The organism is Mycobacterium sp. 852014-50255_SCH5639931 (genome assembly GCF_001665605.1).
GTDB classification, from domain to species: Bacteria; Actinomycetota; Actinomycetes; order Mycobacteriales; family Mycobacteriaceae; genus Mycobacterium; species Mycobacterium paraffinicum.
Genome location: NZ_LZSV01000004.1, coordinates 99,092 through 120,014, shown reverse-complemented (window position 1 = coordinate 120,014; position 20,923 = coordinate 99,092). Strand labels below are relative to the sequence as shown.

Annotated in this window: 20 protein-coding genes; 13 read left to right on the top strand and 7 right to left on the bottom strand. The window is 65.7% G+C overall.

Translation table 11 applies throughout. From position 1 onward, the window contains the following. The first annotated feature begins 157 nt into the window (after window positions 1–157). From A5758_RS03765 to A5758_RS03755, 3 genes are all read left to right on the top strand, one after another. Window positions 158–1,852, top strand: a complete 1,695-nt coding sequence (locus A5758_RS03765; protein ID WP_067736777.1) for a molybdopterin-dependent oxidoreductase — start codon at window positions 158–160, stop codon at window positions 1,850–1,852. Window positions 1,853–1,964: 112 nt separating this feature from the next. Continuing rightward, window positions 1,965–2,351 (top strand): cupin domain-containing protein, encoded by a 387-nt coding sequence (locus A5758_RS03760; RefSeq protein WP_231987213.1) that lies wholly within the window; start codon window positions 1,965–1,967, stop codon window positions 2,349–2,351. Between the two features lie 79 nt (window positions 2,352–2,430). Continuing rightward, window positions 2,431–3,177, top strand: a complete 747-nt coding sequence (locus tag A5758_RS03755) for a succinate dehydrogenase/fumarate reductase iron-sulfur subunit (protein WP_067736774.1) — start codon at window positions 2,431–2,433, stop codon at window positions 3,175–3,177. Between the two features lie 86 nt (window positions 3,178–3,263). Here the strand turns inward: A5758_RS03755 and A5758_RS03750 are convergent, their stop codons facing one another. Then, the gene (locus tag A5758_RS03750; protein ID WP_067736602.1) at window positions 3,264–3,998 is read right to left on the bottom strand and encodes a metalloregulator ArsR/SmtB family transcription factor; all 735 of its coding nucleotides are present in this window, start codon (window positions 3,996–3,998) and stop codon (window positions 3,264–3,266) included. A 130-nt stretch (window positions 3,999–4,128) separates the two neighbouring features. Here A5758_RS03750 and A5758_RS03745 point away from each other — a divergent pair, with 130 nt between their 5' ends. Then, a complete protein-coding gene (locus A5758_RS03745; protein ID WP_067736600.1) occupies window positions 4,129–5,109 on the top strand; it encodes a nitroreductase family protein in 981 nt (326 codons plus the stop codon). Between the two features lie 81 nt (window positions 5,110–5,190). Here the strand turns inward: A5758_RS03745 and A5758_RS03740 are convergent, their stop codons facing one another. Next, window positions 5,191–5,604 (bottom strand): PRC-barrel domain-containing protein, encoded by a 414-nt coding sequence (locus A5758_RS03740; protein ID WP_067736597.1) that lies wholly within the window; start codon window positions 5,602–5,604, stop codon window positions 5,191–5,193. A gap of 257 nt (window positions 5,605–5,861) precedes the next feature. Between A5758_RS03740 and acnA the strand changes: the two genes are divergently transcribed. The 3 genes from acnA to A5758_RS03725 all read left to right on the top strand — a co-directional run bounded on the left by acnA (window position 5,862) and on the right by A5758_RS03725 (window position 10,057). Next, window positions 5,862–8,642: an aconitate hydratase AcnA gene (gene acnA, locus A5758_RS03735; protein ID WP_067736594.1), complete on the top strand. Its 2,781-nt coding sequence runs from the start codon at window positions 5,862–5,864 to the stop codon at window positions 8,640–8,642. A 2-nt stretch (window positions 8,643–8,644) separates the two neighbouring features. Continuing rightward, the gene (locus A5758_RS03730; protein ID WP_067736591.1) at window positions 8,645–9,085 is read left to right on the top strand and encodes a VOC family protein; all 441 of its coding nucleotides are present in this window, start codon (window positions 8,645–8,647) and stop codon (window positions 9,083–9,085) included. A 615-nt stretch (window positions 9,086–9,700) separates the two neighbouring features. After that, entirely contained in the window at window positions 9,701–10,057 is a 357-nt protein-coding gene (locus tag A5758_RS03725; RefSeq protein WP_067736587.1) for a DUF488 domain-containing protein, read from the top strand. A 232-nt stretch (window positions 10,058–10,289) separates the two neighbouring features. Here the strand turns inward: A5758_RS03725 and A5758_RS03720 are convergent, their stop codons facing one another. From A5758_RS03720 to A5758_RS03705, 4 genes are read right to left on the bottom strand one after another with little or no spacing between them, the layout of a single operon-like run. Continuing rightward, a complete protein-coding gene (locus A5758_RS03720) occupies window positions 10,290–11,486 on the bottom strand; it encodes a dihydrolipoamide acetyltransferase family protein (protein ID WP_067736584.1) in 1,197 nt (398 codons plus the stop codon). 12 nt (window positions 11,487–11,498) lie between these two features. Continuing rightward, a complete protein-coding gene (locus tag A5758_RS03715; RefSeq protein ID WP_197503745.1) occupies window positions 11,499–12,482 on the bottom strand; it encodes an alpha-ketoacid dehydrogenase subunit beta in 984 nt (327 codons plus the stop codon). Between the two features lie 5 nt (window positions 12,483–12,487). Next, window positions 12,488–13,591, bottom strand: a complete 1,104-nt coding sequence (gene pdhA / locus A5758_RS03710) for a pyruvate dehydrogenase (acetyl-transferring) E1 component subunit alpha (protein ID WP_082939243.1) — start codon at window positions 13,589–13,591, stop codon at window positions 12,488–12,490. Between the two features lie 54 nt (window positions 13,592–13,645). Then, a complete protein-coding gene (locus A5758_RS03705) occupies window positions 13,646–14,152 on the bottom strand; it encodes a CBS domain-containing protein (RefSeq protein ID WP_197503727.1) in 507 nt (168 codons plus the stop codon). A gap of 235 nt (window positions 14,153–14,387) precedes the next feature. Here A5758_RS03705 and A5758_RS03700 point away from each other — a divergent pair, with 235 nt between their 5' ends. The 3 genes from A5758_RS03700 (at window position 14,388) to A5758_RS03690 (ending at window position 15,601) form a co-directional block, all read left to right on the top strand. Further along, window positions 14,388–14,855, top strand: a complete 468-nt coding sequence (locus A5758_RS03700; protein ID WP_067203254.1) for an OsmC family peroxiredoxin — start codon at window positions 14,388–14,390, stop codon at window positions 14,853–14,855. Window positions 14,856–14,871: 16 nt separating this feature from the next. After that, window positions 14,872–15,345, top strand: coding sequence for a hemerythrin domain-containing protein (locus tag A5758_RS03695; protein ID WP_067203448.1), 474 nt, complete (start codon window positions 14,872–14,874; stop codon window positions 15,343–15,345). 64 nt (window positions 15,346–15,409) lie between these two features. Next, window positions 15,410–15,601 carry a ferredoxin gene (locus tag A5758_RS03690; RefSeq protein WP_067203256.1) on the top strand — a complete coding sequence of 64 codons (192 nt, stop codon included), beginning with the start codon at window positions 15,410–15,412 and terminating at the stop codon, window positions 15,599–15,601. A gap of 68 nt (window positions 15,602–15,669) precedes the next feature. Here A5758_RS03690 and A5758_RS03685 read toward each other — a convergent pair whose 3' ends face one another. Next, on the bottom strand, window positions 15,670–16,437 hold the full coding sequence (locus A5758_RS03685; protein ID WP_067203259.1) for a DUF2249 domain-containing protein: 768 nt from the start codon (window positions 16,435–16,437) through the stop codon (window positions 15,670–15,672). Window positions 16,438–16,531: 94 nt separating this feature from the next. Between A5758_RS03685 and A5758_RS03680 the strand changes: the two genes are divergently transcribed. Genes A5758_RS03680 through A5758_RS03670 form a run of 3 tightly spaced genes read left to right on the top strand, consistent with a single transcriptional unit; the run spans window position 16,532 to window position 20,902 of the window. Further along, the gene (locus A5758_RS03680) at window positions 16,532–17,242 is read left to right on the top strand and encodes a metalloregulator ArsR/SmtB family transcription factor (RefSeq protein ID WP_067203261.1); all 711 of its coding nucleotides are present in this window, start codon (window positions 16,532–16,534) and stop codon (window positions 17,240–17,242) included. Beyond that, window positions 17,232–18,323, top strand: coding sequence for a hypothetical protein (locus tag A5758_RS03675; RefSeq protein WP_197503719.1), 1,092 nt, complete (start codon window positions 17,232–17,234; stop codon window positions 18,321–18,323). Before A5758_RS03680 ends, A5758_RS03675 begins: the two co-directional genes overlap by 11 nt. Beyond that, on the top strand, window positions 18,320–20,902 hold the full coding sequence (locus A5758_RS03670; protein WP_067736576.1) for a multicopper oxidase domain-containing protein: 2,583 nt from the start codon (window positions 18,320–18,322) through the stop codon (window positions 20,900–20,902). Before A5758_RS03675 ends, A5758_RS03670 begins: the two co-directional genes overlap by 4 nt. Window positions 20,903–20,923: the final 21 nt, after the last annotated feature.

The following is a 20,923-nucleotide window of genomic DNA, read 5'->3' as shown; positions in this document are numbered from 1 at the left end:
CTACTTTCTGCGCTCGCAGGGTGATCGCGGCGCCGACAGACAGCCTGGTTCATCTGCGAGCGCCGCAGCGCCTCCCGCGTGCGGCGGTCAAAACGTCACACCCAACAATGACGTCGGCGATCAGAGTCAGGATGCGGGCTATCGCGCAGAGTTACAGCTGGCCGAGAACATCGTCGACCCGCAGACCTGGGCCGGCGGGATTGAAGACAAACGGGCGATTGCACCGCGGCTACGCATCGGTCATGACAGGTGGGTAAATCTATTGTGGCTCATTCCCATTGGGTTCGTTTTGCTGCTCGCGGCGGTAGCGCTCGGCAAGGGCCTGCACAACATGCCGGCCGTCCAGGCATTCATTCAACGGTATCCCGGCAGCCAGGTGCCCTCGGGGGTCAGCCCGGGCATCCCCGCCTGGGCGGGCTGGACGCACTTCTTCAACCTGTTCCTGATGATCTTCATCATCCGCTCCGGAATTCAGATTTTGTGCGACCATCCCCGGCTCTACTTCAGGCGCAACTCCACGCCGGGCAAAGACGAATGGCTGCGGGTGGCAAAGCCCGTGCCTGACGACCCGCTGTGGACGGCCAAGGACGATTCGGTGGCACTGCCGCGTCAATTGGGGTTGCCGGGAATTCGCCATTCGATCGGGTTGGCGCGGTGGTGGCACCTTGGCGTAGACGTCTTGTGGCTACTCAACGGCGCGGTCTTCTACGTGCTTTTGTTGGTCACCGGCCAATGGCGACGAATTGTTCCGACCAGCTGGGACGTCTTCCCCAACGCGGTTTCCGTTGCGATCCAATACCTGTCGTTGGACTGGCCGGTCGACAACACCTGGGTGGCGTACAACGGGCTGCAACTGCTCGCGTACTTCACCACCGTCTTCATCGCCGCACCGCTCGCGCTCATCACCGGGCTCGGAATGTCGCCGGCCCTTTCGATGCGTCTTACCGTGATCAGCAAACGGTTGAGCATCCAGGCCGCGCGCTCGCTGCATTTCCTGGTGCTGGTGTATTTCCTCTTCTTCATCGTTGTCCACGTCACGTTCGTCTTCGCTACCGAGGCATTGCGCAACCTCAACCACATGTTCGCCGCGCGCGACGACAACGGCTGGGTCGGATTCGCCGTCTTCACCGTGGCCATGGTGGTGGTCACCGTCGGCTGGGTGGCCGCCACGCCCTTCACCCATCGCCATCCACGCGTGGTGCAACGGGTCGGCTACGCACTCGTCGGGCCGCTGCAGCGGCTGTTCGAGCGCGCCAACCCCAAGCCGGGCGCGTTCACCGAAGAAGACATCTCGCCGTATCTGTGGCACAACGGCACCTACCCGGAAACCGTTGAGTACAAAGAGCTGGAGCAAAACGACTTTGTCGATTGGCGGCTGCGCGTCTACGGCCTCGTCGAGCATCCGACCGAGTTTTCCCTGGCCGACCTCCATGAGCTGCCCTACCACGAACAAATCACCCAACACTTCTGCATTCAGGGCTGGTCGGGTGTCGCCAAATGGGGTGGCGTGTCGATGCAGACGATCATGGACATCGTCAAGCCGCTGCCGGAAGCCAAGTGGGTGGTGTTCTACTCGCTGGGTCCGGGCGCAGACGGCGGCATCTACTACGTCGCGCACCCGATCGAGCAGATGAGCCATCATCTGACCATGCTGGCCTACGACATGAACGACGAACCGGTGAGTTACGGCCACGGCGCGCCGCTGAGGCTGCGCAACGAACTACAACACGGCTTCCGACATGTGAAGTGGATCAAGGGCATTGAGTTCGTCGCCCACTACTCCGAGCTGGGCAGCGGGTATGGCGGCTACAACGAAGACCACGAATACTTCGGACGTCACCAAACAATCTGACGCGCGGGGACTACCGGCGCCATCGGTCAACGTGGAAGCCTTCCCTACCGCGCACACATAAGATAGGGTTTACACAAGTCAGATTGTAAAAATGCGGGAGGGCGCTAAGCCCATGGCCGACAACGAACTCGACGTGCGACGGCAGCCCATGTCCGGGCTGCCGCGATCCTCGACGAACACCGCCGATATCGCGGACCGCTACAGAGCACAGAACGGCCGAGTCGCCAGGAAGTCCGACGTCGGCGAACGCGACCTGGACTGGAATGTCATCACGTTGGCACCTAACGGCGAAATCAGCACCGCCACTGAAGCCGACGTCGACGTTTTGATCCACGTGCTGTCCGGAAGCGGTCGGCTCACCACCGAAGAGGGCTCGATCTCGCTGACCCCAGGTTCCCTGTTGTGGCTGCCAAGTCGGTCGCGGCCACAATTCACCGCCGGCCCGGACGGACTTCGCTACCTGACCGTGAACCAAAAATGGGAAATCCTGCCCCCATAGTGGAGGACGCGATGGCAACTGACGTCGTGCCGCAAAATCGATGCTGAACTGGAAATGCCTTGACCGGACGGAGGAGCTGATGGCCTACAACGGGATCATCCGGGTGTGGCGCGGCGACGAGCAGGGTGGCGAACTCCGTGACTTCACCGTCGAGGTCAACGAGGGTGAGGTCGTGCTGGACGTCATCCACCGGCTGCAGGCCACGCAAGTGCCCGACCTGGCGGTGCGCTGGAACTGCAAGGCGGGCAAATGCGGTTCCTGCTCGGCGGAGATCAACGGCTATCCGAAGTTGATGTGCATGACTCGCATGTCGACCTTCGCCGAGGACGAGGTTGTCACGGTCACCCCGATGCGGGCCTTCCCGGTGATTCGCGATCTCGTCGCCGACGTCTCGTTCAACTATGAAAAAGCCAGAGAAATGCCGTCTTTCGCGCCACCCAAGGATCTACGGCCCGGCGAGTACCGGATGGCCCAAGCCGACATCCAGCGCTCGCAGGAGTTCCGCAAGTGCATCGAGTGCTTCCTGTGCCAAGACGTCTGCCACGTGATCCGTGACCACGAAGACAACAAGCGAGCGTATGCCGGACCGCGCATGTTCATCCGCCTCGCCGAACTGGAAATGCACCCCCTCGATACCGCCGACCGGCGAGATCTCGCCCAGGGCGAGCAAGGCCTGGGACTGTGCAACATCACCAAGTGCTGCACCGAGGTCTGCCCGGAACACATCAAGATCACCGACAACGCCATCATCCCCATGAAGGAACGCGTCGCGGGCCGCAGGTATGACCCGGTGGTCTGGCTGGGGCGCAAGCTCTTTCGCCGGTAGCACGCCACGAGAGCATTCAGCGTCGGCCATCACCCGGCCGTAAAACCGGCGCAGCCGCCCCTCGACGTCCGCGCGAGTGGCACAACTCAGTCACGCGCGATCACCCTGGCGAGACACAGTTCGGGTTCGACGAAGGGTTCCAGCTCGGCGTGCATCGCCAGCCCGGAACCAACCGACTCCGCCGGGCCAGCCAGGCCCTGCAGCAGCCCCTGGTGCAGGGCGCACGCCACCTCCGGGTGATCGCGGGCCATATCACGGACCGGGCAGCTGTGCAGGCGGATGGTCCGCTGGTTGCCGGGAGTCGACTTTTCGGGCGGGACCAGCTCGGGACCGAATCCCATGCGGTCGAACACCGTCGTGATCACCGCCGATCGCTCTTCAGCGGCTTTTCTGGGCGTAAGGCGGTGTGGAACATGTTGCCCCGCAATATCTTCGTGGGGGTCGTCCTCCGTGATCCGCTCAGCCCATCGGCGGCCGGCGGCTTCGGCGCGGCGGCGCCGCTTGTCGACGGTATCCCCGAGTTCCAGCGCCAATATCTCGGCCAGGATTCGATAGTCCAGCCGCTCGCGCACCGCGCAGTAGCCGGTGCGGGGGCGGCCCACGCCCGCACGTGTGATCCGGGTGCGTTCGACGAGCCCCTCGGTGCACAGCGCGTCAAGATGAAAGCGCACGGTCGTCGTGTGCAGTCCGAGCCGGGCGCCGAGTTCGGCCGCGTCGACCGGTCCGTCGTGCTCGCGCACCAGTTCCAGAACTCGTTGGCGCTGCCGGTTGCGTTCCCCGCGGTGCGGCCGTCCGGCCTCGTCCTCGTTGTGCTCGCCCACCCCATCGGTCCTCTCGTCCGGTTGCCTTTCAGCTATTTAGAGGATATTATTCATTAATAATAGCACTGAACGCCCTGGCGTCTCCACTAACGCGACGACCTTGGGGCAGCAGGGAAACCGGAGGTGCGCCGTGTTGGACACCATGGTGGAAACCACAGTCATCGAGAACGCGGTCCGGATCGCCTGCCGTGCCCCGTCGCTGTACAACACCCAGCCGTGGCTGTGGGTGACAGACGGCGCCGGGCTGGACCTGTTTCTCGATACGAGCCGCGTCGTGCACACGGACCGATCGATGCGAGAGGCCCACATCGGCTGCGGCGGGGCGCTCGATCATTTTCGGGTGGCGATGGCGGCCGCGGGCTGGATCGCCGATGTCGAGCGATTTCCCGATCCAGCTAATCCGGCCCGCCTGGCGCGGGTGAAATTCGTCCCCGCGGAAGGCGTGACCGACGAGCAGCGTCGCCGCGCCGACGCGATGCTGAAACGCCGGACTGATCGGCTGCCCTTCCTCGCGCCGGTCGACTGGGAATCGTTCGAGCCCCTGCTACGCGGTGGGATCGACGGCGGCGGGGTGCGCTTGGACGTGCTACCGGAGGAGACGCGTCCGCGCCTCGCCGAGGCAGCCGAGTTCACCGAGTCGCTGCGTCTGTACGATTCTCCGTATCATCTCGAACTCGATTGGTGGACAGCCCCGTTCGAAGTATCCGAGGGCATCCCCTATAGCTCGCTGATCTCGGCCGCCGAGTCGCATCGGGTAGGCGTCAATCGCCGCTTTCCCTTCACCCGCAACCTGGACAGGCGCGCCGGGATCACGCGAGATTTCTCGAAGATCTTGATGCTGTCCACCGAGGACGACACCCACGCCAACGCGCTGGCGTGCGGCGAGGCGCTGTCGAGTGTCCTCCTGGAATGCACGATGGCCGGCTTGGCCACCTGCACGGTCTCGCAACTGACGGAACTGTCGGTCAGCCGCGAACTGCTCGCGGCGATCACGGGTCACACCGACCTGCCCCAGGTCCTGATCCGGGTGGGTGTCGCACCGGCACTCGACGGGACGACGCCGCCCACGCCGCGGCGGGCGCTCGCCGACGTGTTGCGACGCAAGGGCTGAGTCTCTGCGGTGGCAGCGAACCGGCGTCGACAGTCGCGCGTGGCGAGCCCGGGTTTTCGAAACCCGCGGTTGCGAACTCGCTTACAGGTTGAAGCTCGGGTAGACATAGCCGGACGACCAGTAGGGCGAGCACCCGTAATACCCACAGACACGGCTCTGGTAGTCACGATCGTTGACCAGTCCTGCCTCATACGCCGGTGCCCCGCAGATGTGATCGTGCGTATCGCCGACGAAGACATCATCACTGGTGGTCGCGTCGATCACGTCGACTGGGATGAAAGACTTCTTTTCGCCGATGCCGAGAAGGCCACCATGGTCGACGAGGAGGAAGCGGGGCTTGCGCTCACGGTCGTCCACGAAGACGTCATGCACCCTGCCGAAGTGCTTGTGGTCCTTGTCCTTTACCTGCCGTCCACGCATGTCATCGGTGGCGTTCTTGACCTTCACGACCGTACCCGTGAGCTTGATGAGAGCGGTGTCAGCCTCGGTTGTCATCGGGACTCCTGGTCAATAGTGGGCGTCGAGATGGCTCGAGGTTGCAGCGCACTCGACGGATCTATAACGTGCCGTCGGCTGATTGCGACTGGATGGTCAGCTCCGGCATGTACCCAGTATGCGGCCGGCCCGCAAGAGGGTGTTCATCGAATTCCGGCGGTTCGCTCGGGCCGGTGTGCCAACCTGCCACTCTTGCCCTGGTACTCAATTGCCGTAGGCTCGAATTACCAGTCAGGCAGCCCGTAAGGGGGTTTCTCATGGCCTCGGACAGCTTCGGAACGCGTGATCAACTTGCCGTTGGCGGCACCACCTACCAGATCCACCGCCTGGCACGGATCGACGGCGCGGATCGGTTGCCCTACAGCTTGAAAGTCTTGCTGGAGAACCTGTTACGCAACGAGGACGGCCGGCTGGTGACCGCCGAACAGATCGGCGCACTGGCGGCCTGGGATCCGGGGGCCAAGCATGGGCGGGAGGTGGCCTATACCCCGGCGCGAGTGCTGATGCAGGACTTCACCGGGGTGCCGTGCGTGGTGGACCTGGTGGCGATGCGCGACGCCATCGCCGATCTCGGCGGTGACACCAAACGAATCAATCCACTGTGCCCGACGGAGCTGGTGATCGACCACTCGGTGATCGCCGACGTCTTCGGCCGCCCGGACGCCTTCCGGATCAATGCCGAATTAGAGTTCGAACGCAATGCCGAGCGCTATCAATTGCTGCGCTGGGCACAGCAGGCGTTCACGGATTTCAGTGTCGTGCCACCGGATACCGGGATCTGCCACCAGGTCAATCTGGAATACCTGTCCCGAGTCGTGTTCACCCGCCAGGGCCCGGACGGTCCGCAGGCCTATCCGGACACGCTCGTCGGCACCGACTCGCACACCCCGATGGTCAACGGGCTGGGGGTGCTCGGCTGGGGTGTGGGCGGCATCGAAGCCGAGGCGGCCATGCTCGGCCAACCGATGAGCATGCTGATACCGCAGGTGCTGGGCCTGAAGCTGACCGGTGAGCTACCGCCCGGCACCACGGCCACCGACTTGGTGCTGACGGTGGCCGAGCTGCTGCGTCGAACCGGTGTGGTCGGCAAGTTCGTCGACTTCTACGGGCCCGGCGTGGCCAACGTACCGCTGGCCAACCGGGCCACCATCGGCAACATGAGCCCCGAATACGGCGCCACCTGCGCCATTTTCCCGATCGACGACGTCACCCTGGACTACCTGCGGCTGACGGGTCGCCCCGAACACCAGGTCCGGCTGGTGGAGGCCTACGCGAAGGAGCAGGGCCTGTGGCACCACCCCGACCACGAGCCGACATTCTCGCAGACGATCGAACTGGACCTCGGCACGGTCGAGCCGTCGATCGCGGGGCCCAAACGACCGCAGGACCGCATCCCGTTGCGCGTCGCTCCCCAGGCGATCGCCGGGTTGCTATCGGGTCAGACATACACCGAGGCAATGGAATTGGGTCTGGACGAGGCGTCCGCGGAGTCGTTCCCCGCCAGCGATTCGATCGCGGTCAGCAGCGACCACCCCAGCGACCGCCCGCGCGCGCCGCAGACCAACGGCGACGGGACCGACTGGCCGCGCAACCCCGTCGAGATCAGCCTGCAGGGAGACCGGGTCAGCGTCGACAACGGGGACGTGGTGATCGCCGCGATCACCTCCTGCACCAATACCTCCAATCCGTCGGTGATGCTGGGCGCGGCCCTGCTGGCGAAAAAAGCGGTGGAAAAGGGGCTGAACCGCAAACCCTGGGTCAAGACCTCGCTGGCACCCGGCTCCCGGGTCGTCACCGACTACTACGAAAAGGCCGGGCTGACACCATATCTGGATAAACTCGGCTTCAACCTCGTGGGCTACGGATGCACCACCTGCATCGGCAACTCCGGGCCACTGATTCCCGAGGTCAGCCAGGCGGTGACCGAGAACGACCTCACCGTCTGCTCGGTGCTGTCAGGCAACCGCAATTTCGAGGGCCGTATCCACCCGGAGTGCAAGATGAATTTCCTTGCGTCCCCACTGTTGGTCGTCGCCTACGCACTGGCGGGCACCCTGCACACCAACCTGCTGCGCGACCCGCTGGGCACTGGAAGCGACGGACAGCCGGTCTACCTGCGCGACATCTGGCCCACCACCGACGAGATCGCCGAGGTCATCGCCGACTCCGTGCGCTCCGAAATGTTCAGCAAGGACTACGCCGACGTGTATGCCGGCGACGACCGCTGGCGCTCGCTGGCGGTTCCCGAAACCGACACCTTCCAATGGGATCCGAGCTCCAGCTATGTCCGCAAGCCGCCCTACTTCGACGGCATGCGCCGCAACCCGCAACCGGTCGCGGACATCGCGGGGGCCCGGGTGCTGGCCAGGCTCGGTGACTCGGTCACCACCGATCACATCAGTCCGGCCGGCTCCATCAAGGCCGACTCGCCTGCGGGAAAGTACTTGTCCGAACACGGGATTGCACGCAAGGACTTCAACTCCTACGGCTCGCGGCGCGGCAATCATGAGGTGATGATCCGCGGCACCTTCGCCAACATCCGGCTGCGCAACCAACTCGCCCCGGGCACCGAAGGCGGATGGACACGCGACTTCACCCAGCCCGACGGCCCGGTGGCGACCATTTACGACGCCTCGGTGAACTACGCAAAGGCGGGTACGCCCCTGGTCATCCTCGCCGGCAAGGAATACGGCTCCGGGTCATCGCGCGACTGGGCGGCCAAGGGCACCGCCCTGCTCGGGGTGCGCGCGGTAATCGCCGAATCCTACGAACGGATCCACCGGTCCAACCTGATCGGGATGGGTGTGCTGCCACTGCAATTCCCCGAGGGGCAGAGCGCGGACTCGCTGCGGTTGACCGGCGAGGAGACCGTCGACATCACCGACGTTACTGCGCTCAACGAGACCATCCCCGACGCTGTGCGCGTCAAGGCCGGCGGCGTCGAGTTCGACGCGATCGTGCGCATCGACACCCCCGGCGAGGCCGACTACTACCGCCACGGTGGGATCATGCAATACGTCCTGCGAGAATTGCTCTAGCCATGGGTACCGAAAACTCGGTTTCGGAGTCCCGGATTGCCGCGAGTGTTGCATCCTGTGTCATCCGAGTATCGGATCTGGACCGGTCGCTGAACTTCTACTGCGATGTGTTCTCATGCCGGGTGCTCGTCCGCGAGTCCGGCATGGCATTACTGTTGACGCCCAGCGGCTTTCAGCTCTACGTCCACGCGGACAGCAGTTTCCGGCATCGCAGCGCGGCCACGATCGGTGTCCAATATCTGATGTGGGCTACCGATAACGAAGCCGATCTGGAACAGATAGCACAGCGCCTCCGCGCCTACGATGTCGCCACATTCTCCTACACCCAAGGTGGGGTGACTTTCGTCGAAGGTTGCGACCCGGATCGAGAACGCGTAATCGTCGCCTATCCAAGCCCCCGCCAGCTGTCGCGTGAAGTGATTGCGAAGCGGCTTTACGGTTGATCTGGCGCTACGAAGGACACTGCGCGTGTTGGTCAAGGAGTTCACGAACTTGTCGAGGCCCGTCCAGATCGGCAGCACCACGAAGCCGATTCGCAAAAGCCAGAACGCGCGCACGCGGGATCGCTACGGGCAGGTACGTTGCCAGATGCCGGTGGTGCCGTGTATCGATGTGCCGCGTACGTTGGCAGTGCTGACCTCGTTCGCAACTACTCGATTGTCAACCGTCGCTGCTAGATTGAGGTATGTGCAGCGATGCGCGTAACGGCAATGATGTCTTGGCGCGGCTCAGGAGTTCGACTGACCGGGTACGGCGTCGGCTGTATGAATACGTGGCCTCATGCGAAGACCCGGTGGGCCGGGACAACGCGGCCGCCGCAGTCTGCATCAGCCGCACACTTGCCGCCTGTCATCCCCACAAACTCGCCGGGGGGATCCTCGTCGTCAGCTACTCGCGGTTGCCGGCCGGTCAGGCCCCGGGGCGGGGCGTCCGGCAAAGCGATACGGCCCGACGCGACCAGACGTGTCGGTGAGCATCGCCTCTTTCGGCCGGTCACCCGCGACGAAGGTACCGCTGTGTGCCAAAGGGCATCCAATTGGACGTGAAGGAGACAACGAATGGGGACTCACAAGGTGCAGGTGCGTCGGGTCTACGATGCGCCTTCCCGCGGGGACGGAAACCGCGTGCTGGTGGACCGAGTCTGGCCACGCGGCTTGACCAAGGAAAGCGCGCACCTGGACGAGTGGTGCAAGGCCGTCGCACCCTCCACCGAGCTGCGCAAGTGGTACCACCACGATCCGGAGCGGTACACCGAGTTCGCCCGGCGCTATCGCAACGAGCTGACCGAACCCGAGCGGGCGGAGGCGCTGGCACACCTGAGGACGTTGGCGAAGGGCCGAAACCTGACTCTGCTCACGGCAAGCAAGGCCGCCGACATCAGTGAGGCGACGGTGCTCGCGACGATGCTGAGTTGAGCGGTCGTGCAGGACTGCCGGCCTGGGCAACCCCCGTTCGTTCCGTGTCGAACCGTGTTGTCTGCGTTGCACTTTGCTTGAGCAGACGTGCTTGCCCAGACGTCGCTGTTCGCGCTCTGGAATGTGGGCACGTCGATTGACGCGGATATCCCGATGTCAGTACGGTACGTACCGGCGGGAACAGACACGATGACGATGGCCGTGAAACTCAACCGCCGTTCATTACCTGTGCTCAGACGAGAATGCGTAACGGGCGTCCGAGCAGTTTCACCAGGTCTTCCAGGAATACTGCGGCCATGGCACCGTCGAGGACGCGGTGGTCGATGGCCAAAGTCAATTTCACTCTGTTTGCGGCGGCGACTTGACCGTCTCGGATGACGGCTTCTTCCTGGATGGCGCCGACGGCGAGGATCGCGGCCTCGGGCGGGTTGATGACGGCAGTGAAGTGGTCGATGCCGTACATCCCCAAGTTGCTGATCGTGAATGTGCTGCCGGTCATCTCGTCGGGTGTGAGCTTTCCCGCACGCGCTCGGCTGATGAGGGTATGCGCCTCGACGCCAATCTCGTTGAGGCTCTTGCGGTCCGCGTCGCGGATAACAGGCACGACGAGTCCGTTGCCGGTAGCGACGGCGCAACCAATGTTCACGTGGCTGTGGCGCACCAGATGATCGCCGCCCCATGAGGAATTGACGTAGGGGTGGGAACGCAGGGTCACCGCACACGCGCGGATCAGCAGATCGGTGACGCTAATTTTCGGCCCGGTATCCGAAAACTCCGCGTTGAAATCAGCGCGCAACCTCTGCAGCGCACCGGCGTCAGCGACCGAGGTGAGGTAAAAGTGCGGCGTAGCAGCACTTTCGGTGAGTCGCTGTGCCGCGATCCGGCGTATCGATGACAACGGCGCGCGCTCATCGCCGGTGGCACCGGCCGCCTTATCCATTGCCAAGGGAGGCCCGACAGCCGCCGAGCCCCGGCCGATGACTGCTTCAATGTCTGCGCGCACGATGCGTCCGCCGGGGCCGGTTCCTGTGACGCCGGCCAGGTCGATTCCGTGCTCACGAGCCAGCGTGCGCACCAGCGGAGTGGCCCTTACCGGCGCCGCGGGGTGCATCGGTGTCTTTGCGGCAGGCGCGCCATGGGTCGGCACGATCGAGGCTTTTTCAGCGTCACCGGGCCGGGTATCGGGTGCCGCTTCCTGGCCGGCGATGACGGCGATGGGCTGACCGACGGGGACGGTGCTGCCGGGTGATGCGATGATGCGGGCCAGCACGCCGCTGTCGTAGGCCTCGAGCTCCATGGTGGCCTTGTCGGTCTCGATTTCGGCGAGTATGTCGCCACGCTGGACAACGTCGCCTTCGTGCTTGAGCCATTGACCGACAACACCTTCGGTCATGGTGTCCGACAACCGTGGCATCAGCACATCGGGCATAAACGGTCCCTCTCAGTAGGCGAACCGGCTGGCGTCGAGAACCTCGCCGATGACCTTGGTCAGGTCGGCGGCGTCGGGCAGGGCCGCCAGCTCGAGCGGCTTGGCGTAGGGCAGAGGCACTTCGGCGGCGGCGACCCTGCGGATCGGCGCATCGAGGTAGTCGAATGCACCTTCAGCGATCGTTGCCGCGATCTCGGCGCCGACCCCGTAACTGAGCCAGTCGTCTTCGAGGATGACGGCTCTGCCGGTCTTGCGCACCGACGCGCAGATCGTCTCGCGGTCCAGCGGCCGCAAACTCCGCAGATCGACCACCTCGATGGACACCCCGTCGGCCTCGAACTGGCGGGCGACGTCCAAAGCGATCACCGTCGACCGCGAGTAGGCGACAACGGTCAGGTCGGTTCCCGGCTTGGCAATCGACGCTATCCCGATCCGACCGATCTGCTCGCAGTCGGGAACCTCGCCCTTGGTGTTGTACAGCGCCAGGTTCTCCAGGAACAGCACCGGGTCGTCGTCGCGGACTGCGGCGGTCAGCAACGCCTTGGCGTCGGCCGGGGTGGCGGGGGTGAGGACTTTCATCCCGGGCACGTGGGCATACCAGACCTCCAGGTTCTGCGAGTGGGTCGCCGCCAGCTGCTGTCCGCCGCCGCCCGGGGTGCGGATCACCAGTGGAACCGACACCTGGCCCGCGAACATCGCGTGCATCTTGGCTGCATGATTGACGATCTGGTCGAGAGCCAACAGGCTGAAGTTGATCGTCATGATCTCCACGACCGGTCGCATGCCAAGCATCGCCGCGCCGACCGCAGCGCCGACGAATCCCCCCTCGCAGATCGGTGTGTCGACTACCCGGGTGGGGCCGAACTCTGCCAAGAGCCCGGCAGTGATCTTGTAGGAGCCCTCGAAAACGCCGATCTCCTCACCGATCAGAAATACCGACTCGTCGCGCCGCAGTTCGGCACGCAATGTGTCGTGCAGCGCCTGCCGATAGGTCATGATGGTCATGGCTGTTCCACCCGGCCGAGCACCACTGGATCGCCCGGAAGTTGGTGTGGCGCATTGGTTACCGCCGTCGCATAGACGTAGTCGAACAGCTCGCTCGTTTTCGGGTCGGGGCTGGTATCGGCGAATTCCACAGCAGTATCGACCTGCGTCTCGGCCTGCTCCTCGATGTGCTGAGCCGCCTCGTCATCGAGGACGCCCGCCTCGAGCAACCGCACGCGAAATGCCGGAACGGAGTCGAGCCGACGTAGCCGCTCCGTCTCCTCGCGGGACCGGTACTTGGCAGGATCCACCACCGAATGACCACGCAGCCGCTGGCAGACCGCCTCGATCAGACCCGGCTGACGTTCGGTGCGTGCGCGCACCAAGGCGGCCCGGGCGGCGTCGCGCACCGCGACAACGTCGTCGCCGTCGACCCGTTCGCCAGGGAGGCGGTAGGAGCAGCCGCGCTTGTACAGGTCGGGTTCGGCGGCCGCCTTCTCCACCGGGGTCCCCATACCCAAGCCGTTGTTGACGATCACGTACACGATCGGCAACCGCCACAGCCCGGCCAGATTGAGCGATTCGTGAAACGCGCCGATGTTGGTGGTGCCGTCGCCGAGCACACACATCACCGCCTCCGCGTTCCGACCGGGCGGCCCGCGGTGGGCGAGCGCGAGCGCCGCACCGGTGGCCGGCGGGATCTGCCCGCCGACGATGCCGTATCCGCCGAGTAGGCGCAGCTTGCGATCAAACAGATGCATCGAGCCGCCGCGGCCCCCGGACACGCCGGCGGCCTTGCCGAACAGTTCGGCCATGACGCGGCCCGGCTCGACGCCGCGGGCAAGGGCGTAGCCGTGGTCGCGATACGTGGTGAAGAGGTAGTCATGTGGCTCGAGCGCCGCCATCAGGCCAACCACCGTGGCTTCCTCGCCGAGGTTGAGATGGCAATATCCACCGATCTTCGCCCGCTGGTACATTTCCGCCGCCCGCAGTTCGAACGCCCGGATCAAGACCATCTGCCGGTAGTAGTCGCGCAGTGTCTCCGCGGGTTCCCCAGCCGGGAGTCCGCCGGGCGCATCGGGGACGGTTCTCGGATCGATCGGAGTGGGCTGGATGCTCATCTGCCCTCCTGCTTCCCTGCGATCGCCCAACGAGTTAGGCATTGAGACAGCTACTTACGCGCCCGGCGGCTGCTCTTGCAACTCGAATTGCGTGCTCCGCGCGTGACACTTCGGACAGGTGGCCGGGGGCTGCTCACCGCGCACCGGCTCGCCGCATACCTGACACGCCCATTCGGTGGCCATCATGGCCACCAGGTCATGGCGGCTCACGATCCCGACCAGGCGGCCCTCCCGCATCACCGGAACCCGGCGAATACGCCGGTCGATCAGAAGGTGCCGAATATCTTCGGCAGGGCTGCCCGCGGTAACGGTGATAACCGCAGTCGTCATCAGCTCGTGCGCTGCCGCGTCTGCCTTGATCAGCAGGTCGTACTCGCTGACAAGTCCCAGAAGCGTGCCAGCCTCGTCGACGACGGGCACTCCGCTGATCCCGTGCCGGGTCAGGGTGTCAGCCACCTGTTGTCTCGAAGCATCGGGCAGGACGGTGATCACCGGCGAGGTCATGATGTCGCCGGCTGTTACGTGTAGCAGCGAAACCGCTTTGCTGTCCTGCGGATCCACCCTCGCAGGGTACGCCCGTTGGGCGCCGGAGACTAAGCGTCTGCGTGAAAGGTGAACGTCCTGGCCCACGTCACCGCTCGCTCACGCATGGCATGCACCGCGTTCGATGGGGACAGTCGGCGTCGACCATGCTCACCTCCCAGGATCGCTCTAGTCAATGCGCGTGGCGCGGTCTAGAGTTTACACAAGTACCATTTGTAAAAACCTCACGCACCCTGGAAAGGGGTCAAGGAGCATGAGCATTGCCGAACGGGCCACGCAGACCGTATGGGAAGGCCCGCTGGCCTCTGGTCAAGGCACGCTGTCGCGAGGCAGCAGCGCAGCCCTGGATGGCCTGCCGTTGACCTGGGCCTCCCGGACCGAGCAGCCGGGCGGCAAGACCAGCCCCGAAGAGCTGGCGGCGGCGGCACACTCGTCATGTTTCGCGATGGCATTGGCGTTGAAGCTGGGCGAAAACCACACGCCGCCACAGCGACTCGACGTCACGGCCACCGTCACCCTGGACGCGGTCGACGGAGTCCCGACGATCACCACCTCGCGATTGAAAGTCAGGGCGCAGGTCGCGGGCCTGGACGACGAAGCGTTCGCCGCCGTGGTGGGCCAGGCTGCTGCCTTATGTCCGGTATCGCGACTGTTCGCCGGCGCCACGATCAGTGTCGACGCCGAGCTGGACGAAAGCGAATCCGTCCGTCCCGCGGGCTGACGCGAGGTAGCAGATGATGCGCGATCCGACTCTAGCTGCCGATCTGACGCGGGAACACCGCGAAATCGATGTTGCGATAGAGGCTTTCATCGCGAAGCTCGATTGCGGCGGCGTGCAGCACGAACTACTAACCGAGACGTTGGAAACGCTGCGCCGGCACGTCTACCTCGAAGAGGTGTTCCTGTTCCCACCGCTTCGCGACGCCGGAATCGTGATGCCGATCTTCGTGATGATGCGCGAGCATGGCCAGCTGTGGCGCACCATGGACGCGCTGACGGATCTGCTCGCTGACGGAAATGACAGTACGCGGCTCAGGGATACGTGCGTGCAGCTGCTGGACCAACTTCACCAGCACAACTCAAAAGAGGAGCCGGTCATCTATCCCAACGCGGACACCGACGTACCACCACAAACGAACGCGGAACTGCGCCGGTTCATCAAGACCGGCCGCGCCCCGGATGGATGGGTATGCCAGCAAGCGGGTGGGTGAGGTTCGACTGTTGCGCTCCCCACAGCCCATCCGACGGCCCGTGTCGGACTAAAGGAGGATTCTCATGCGCGTCGTGGTAGACCGTGATCGCTGTGAGGGCAACGCCTTCTGTGTCAATGTCGCCCCGAAGGTTTTCCAACTCGACGACGACGAATACGCCGTGGTCATCACCGACCCCGTACCCGTCGAGCAGGAGACGCTGGTCGAGCAGGCCATCGAAGCGTGCCCTCGCGCGGCGTTATCCCGCGCAGACTAGTGTTCGGCTGACGCTGAGTCTGCTGCGTCACAACGGATTTCGAGCTGTCTGTTTGAAGTAGCGGCCGCCTACCGCCTGGTCAGGCGCAGCCGCCAGGCCTCCGGCCCGCGCTGCTCGTACTGAATTTCGAGCCGGCCCGAGGCGCGGTGGTCAAGTTGGTGCAGGAGCGGGATTGGATCATGGGGAGCCACCAGCACCAGCGCGCCGCCGGCCGGAACGGCGTCGAACGCGCCGAACACGGTGGCATGCCGGATCGAGTGCGGCACGTCGCGAACGTCGAGCACGGGAGCGTCGGTATCGGCTTCGCCACAGCCGCAAGTGTGCGATGGCTCGGCGCCGTTGGTTGGGTGGGCATGGCCGAGGAGTTCGTGCATCCCGTGGGTCACCTCGACGAGGGAGACCTCCGGATCGCCGGCCACGATCGGCAGGATCCGCTCGTTCTCGTCGGTCAGGTGGGCGTCGAACACCACCCGCAGGGCGTGGCCGGACGCGGCCGCGCGCAGCGGTGGCTCGATGCGGATGCGCTCGACGAGTGAGCCGATGATGCGGTGCACCGCGATCATCGATTCGACAAGCGGTCGCGCGCGCTCGGTGCGGGTGGCGGCCGGGTACAGGCGGTCCTCTTCGGCGGCGGCGTGCGGCAACAACTCGCCGGTCAGGAAGACCAGGGCCGCGGCCCGCGCCGGCTCGAACTCCGCACCGCGCTCGACCGCCCACAGCATCGCATCGGTGAGCACCGCAAGCTGTCCGGCGAGCTGAGCGTGATGACCCTTGATGGCTTCGACAGCCTCGGCGTCAGCAGCTGTGGACGCGACGATCACATCGTTGGCTGGCATGTTGGTTCCTTCCCGTCGAGTCCAGAAGCTCCGCTGAGCGAATGTGACTCATTGCCCTATGTGCATTCCCCTCTAATTTACTACACTAAATTCCGTGAAAAAAGGTTTGGCTGTTCTGGGGCCCGAACCGACGCCGGTGCTCCGGTCCCCGGTAGCGCTGTCCGGGCAGCGGCTGCGCGTACTCGAATACGTGCGCGCGCACTCCCCGGTCCGGGTCGCCGACACCGCCACCGCCCTTGATCTGCACCCCAACACTGTTCGAGAACACCTCGACGCGGTCGTTGGGCTCGGGCTTGTGGAGCGCTCCACGGCAACCGCACTCGGACGCGGACGTCCGGCGACGTTGTATCGCGTGTCGGCCGCCGACCCCGCGGTCGCGGTCCGCGATTACGCGGGTCTGGCGACCGCACTGGCCGGTCATCTGGCTCGCACCAGCGCCCACCCCGAGCGCGATGCGCGGGCCGCCGGCATCGAGTGGGGGCGCGAACTCATCGACGAGGGGAATCAGGCCGGCAGCGATCCGCGGCAGTCCGTGCTCGAGGCGCTCACCCGCCTCGGCTTCGCACCCGACGACGAAAAAGGCGCCCCGGACGCCCGGCGAGGCATCGCGTTGCGCCGCTGTCCGTTGCTGGACGCCGCACGCCGTTATCCCACCGTCGTCTGTCAGGTCCACCTCGGCATCGTCGGGGGAATGCTGGAGCGGCTGGGCGCCCCCAGCGGCCGCGGACTCGATCTCATTCCGTTCGCCGAACCCGGCGCCTGCCGGCTGTTCCTGCCCGATCCCGTTGTGCGACATGGTGACTGACCGGCGAATCCCAGCCCGAGCGCTGCTACTGGTTCCCGGCGGGTTCGCGCTCTTGGCCGGACTCGATGCGGCGCTGGGGCTCCTCGGCCTGCCCGCACCGTTCACGACGACGCGGCTGGGTGAAGTGCACGGCGTCCTACTGGTGCTCGGGTTCGTCGGCACGGTGGTCGCGCTGGAGCGAGCCGTGGCCGCGCGTCGATGGTGGGCCTACCTGGGCCCGGCATTCCTCGGCGCCGGTGCGGTGCTGTTGATCGGACCGGCACCCCGAAACCTTGGCGGTGTGCTACTGCTCGCCGGGTCCGCGATGCTGGTTGCGGTCTATGTGTCGTTGTGGCGGCGGTCTGCCGACATCGCGATTCTGGTCCAGGTGGCCGGCGCGGTGCTGGCGACCGGTGCGGCGCTGTTGTGGCTGGGCGGTGTGCCGGTTCCCGACCTGTTGCCCTGGCTGTCGGGTTTTCTCATCCTCACGATCGTCGGCGAGCGCCTCGAGCTCGCCCGCGTGACGATGCACGATACCCCCGCCGAGACGCTGCTGATCGTCGTCGCGGTGGTGATGGTCGCCGGTACCGTCGCCGCGTTGCTGTGGCCGGTGCCCGGCTACCCGGTGCTCGGCGCGGCGCTGCTGGCAACGGTGGTGTGGCTGGGCCGGTTCGATGTCGCTCGCCACACCGTGCGCGCGACGGGCCTGACCCGATACATGGCGCTGTGCCTGCTTGCCGGTTACGTGTGGTTGCTGGTGCCGGCGTCGACCTGGCTGCTCATCGGCCAAATCCGTTCCGGTGCCGGCTATGACGCGGTGGTGCACGCGGTGATGCTCGGCTTTGTGCTTTCGATGATCATGGCGCACGCGCCCGTGATCCTGCCCGCCGTGTTGCGTCGCCCGCTGCCCTACACCCCTTTGATGTACGGCCCAGCCGCGCTGTTGCACCTGTCGCTGCTGGTTCGGCTGGCGGTCGGTGACGCACGCGGCGTCCACTGGGCACTCCACGCGGGTGGCGTACTGAACATCTTCGCTGTCCTCGGATTCATTGCGGTGGCCGGTTATTCGGCGGCGCGCGCAGCAACTCGGGTGCCGGCATGAATCGCTCGGGATGGCATCTGCGTGTCGGGGTGGTCGTGTTCGCCTGGCTCGCTGCGCTCGTCGTCGTGGCGATCGCGCACCGGTTCCTTCCGATGTCCGGCTGGCTCCTGGTCCATCTGCTGGCACTCGGCGCGGCCGGCAACGCCATCCTGATCTGGAGCCGCCATTTCGCCGATGCGTTGCTGCGCCGGCCGCCCGATCCGGCACGGACGGCGGAAGTGTTGCACCTCACCGCCTTCAACGCCGGCGCCGTCACGGTGGTCGCGGGCATGCTGGGCCGGTGGTGGCTAGTGGTGTTGACGGGCGGTGTCGTGGTCGGCGTCGTCGCCCTGGCGCACGGAGCGACACTCCTGCGGCAGCTGCGCACCGCGTTGCCCGCCCGCTTCGGCGTCACCGTCCGTTACTACATCGCCGCGACGGGCTGTTTAGCGATCGGCGTGGGACTTGGTGTGGCGATGGCGAATCCGGCGCTGCCCGGCAATGTCCACGAGCGGTTCGTGATCGCGCATGCGGCGCTGAACTTATTCGGCTGGGTGGCGCTCACGGTGCTGGGCACGCTCGTCACACTGTGGCCGACGATGCTGCGCACCCGGATGGCCAACGGAGTCGAGGTGGCCGCCCGCCACGGGCTGCCGGCGCTGCTGACCTCCCTGGCCATCACCGCCGGTGGCGCGGTGGTGGGCTCGCCCCCGATCGCCGGCCTGGGCGCCGTCGGGTATCTGGGTGCAGTCGGGATCGTCCTGCGACCGCACCTCGACGAGATTCGCCGCAAGCGGCCCAACGACTTTGCGACCTTGTCGGTATTGGCCGGTGTCGCCTGGCTGATGGGGTCGCTGGCCTTCGCCACCGTCGCACTGGCGATCTCGCCGACCTGGCCGGTGGCGGTGGCGGCGGCCGGCAAACTCACCGCGCCGGTGCTGGCCGGCTTTCTGGTGCAGGTGCTGCTCGGGTCGCTGACCTACCTGGCGCCCGTGGTGATGGGTGGGCGTGCGGCAACGCTGGTGGCCGGAGCCGAGCTGGAGCGGGGGGCGCCTTGGCGGCTGACGGTCGCCAACGCCGGGCTGCTGCTCTGCGTTCTTCCGACCCCGAGTCTCGTGCGGGTCGCGGCATCCATGCTGGTGCTGGTGTCCTACGCGGCCTTTCTGCCGCTGCTGGTTCGGGCGGTGTGGCGGGTACACCGCGATCGCGACAAGCCCTCGGTTCCGGGCGCACAACAGGTTTCACCACCGCGGCGACGGCTCGGCATCGCCGCCGCCGGACTCGCGGTCGTCGTGCTGGCGACCGCGGCCGCCGTGGCCGCGGACCCCGCGTCTCTCGGAATTGGTACCTCGCCGCAGGTGGCAGTGGCCGCCACGGGCCACACCACCACGGCGTCGGTCCGAATCCAGGGCATGCGTTTCGTGCCGGACACGGTCGAGGTTCCCGCCGGAGACCGGCTGCAGATCCACCTTGCCAACACAGGCACCGACCAACATGACCTGGTGCTGTCCAACGGCACCCGCACCGGACGGATCACGCCGGGCGAGTCGGCCGTTCTCAATGCCGGGGTGATCGGTTCCAGCCTCGATGGCTGGTGCGCGGTGGCCGGACACCGGCAGATGGGCATGACGTTTTCGGTCCGGGTGACCGGCGCGCCGATGCCCCCCACACACCAGGGCCACCACGCCCCGGCGCCTTCCGCGCCGATCTCCGCCGCAGATATCGCGCGCAGCCTCAGCGCAGACCCGGCTCCCGGCTTCGCCGCACGCGACGCCACGCTGCCCCCGGCAGCGGCCCCGCACCGCGTGACGCTGCCGGTGGCCGAGATTCAACGGGAGGTCTCCCCCGGAATCACCCAGCGGCTCTGGACGTTTGGGGGTACCGCCCCCGGCCCCACGTTGCGGGGCAAGGTCGGCGACGTCTTCGAGATCACCCTCGTCAACGACGGCAGTACCGGGCATTCGATCGACTTCCACGCGGGTGCACTCGCCCCGGACGAACCGATGCGGACCATCCAACCCGGCCAGCGCCTGGTATACCGGTTCACCGCGACGCGGGCGGGTATCTGGCTCTACCACTGCTCGACGATGCCGATGTCACTGCACATCGCCAATGGCATGTTCGGGGCGGTGATCATCGACCCGCCAGACCTGCCGCGCGTCGACCACGAGTATCTGATCGTCCAGTCCGAGATGTACCTTGGCGCGCCCGGCGGAGACGCCGACGCCGACAAGGTTGCCGCGGACAAGCCCGACCTGGTGGTGTTCAACGGCTATGCCCGCCAATACGACCATGCACCGCTGCCCGCGCGGGTGGGCGAGCGCGTTCGCATCTGGGTGCTGGCCGCGGGACCGAACCGAGGCACCTCGTTCCACGTCGTCGGTGGCCAATTCGACACCGTATGGTCCGAGGGCGACTACCGGCTGGGAGGCAAGGGAGGCCCGGGCGCGGGCGGTGCCCAGACCCTCGGATTGTTTGCGGCCCAAGGTGGATTCGTCGAATTGACCTTCGGCCAGCCCGGTCGATACCCGTTCGTGTCACACGCGATGATCGACGCCGAACGCGGGGCCCACGGCATCATCGAGGTGGCCGGGCGGTAACCCACCGCAACGGGACCATCA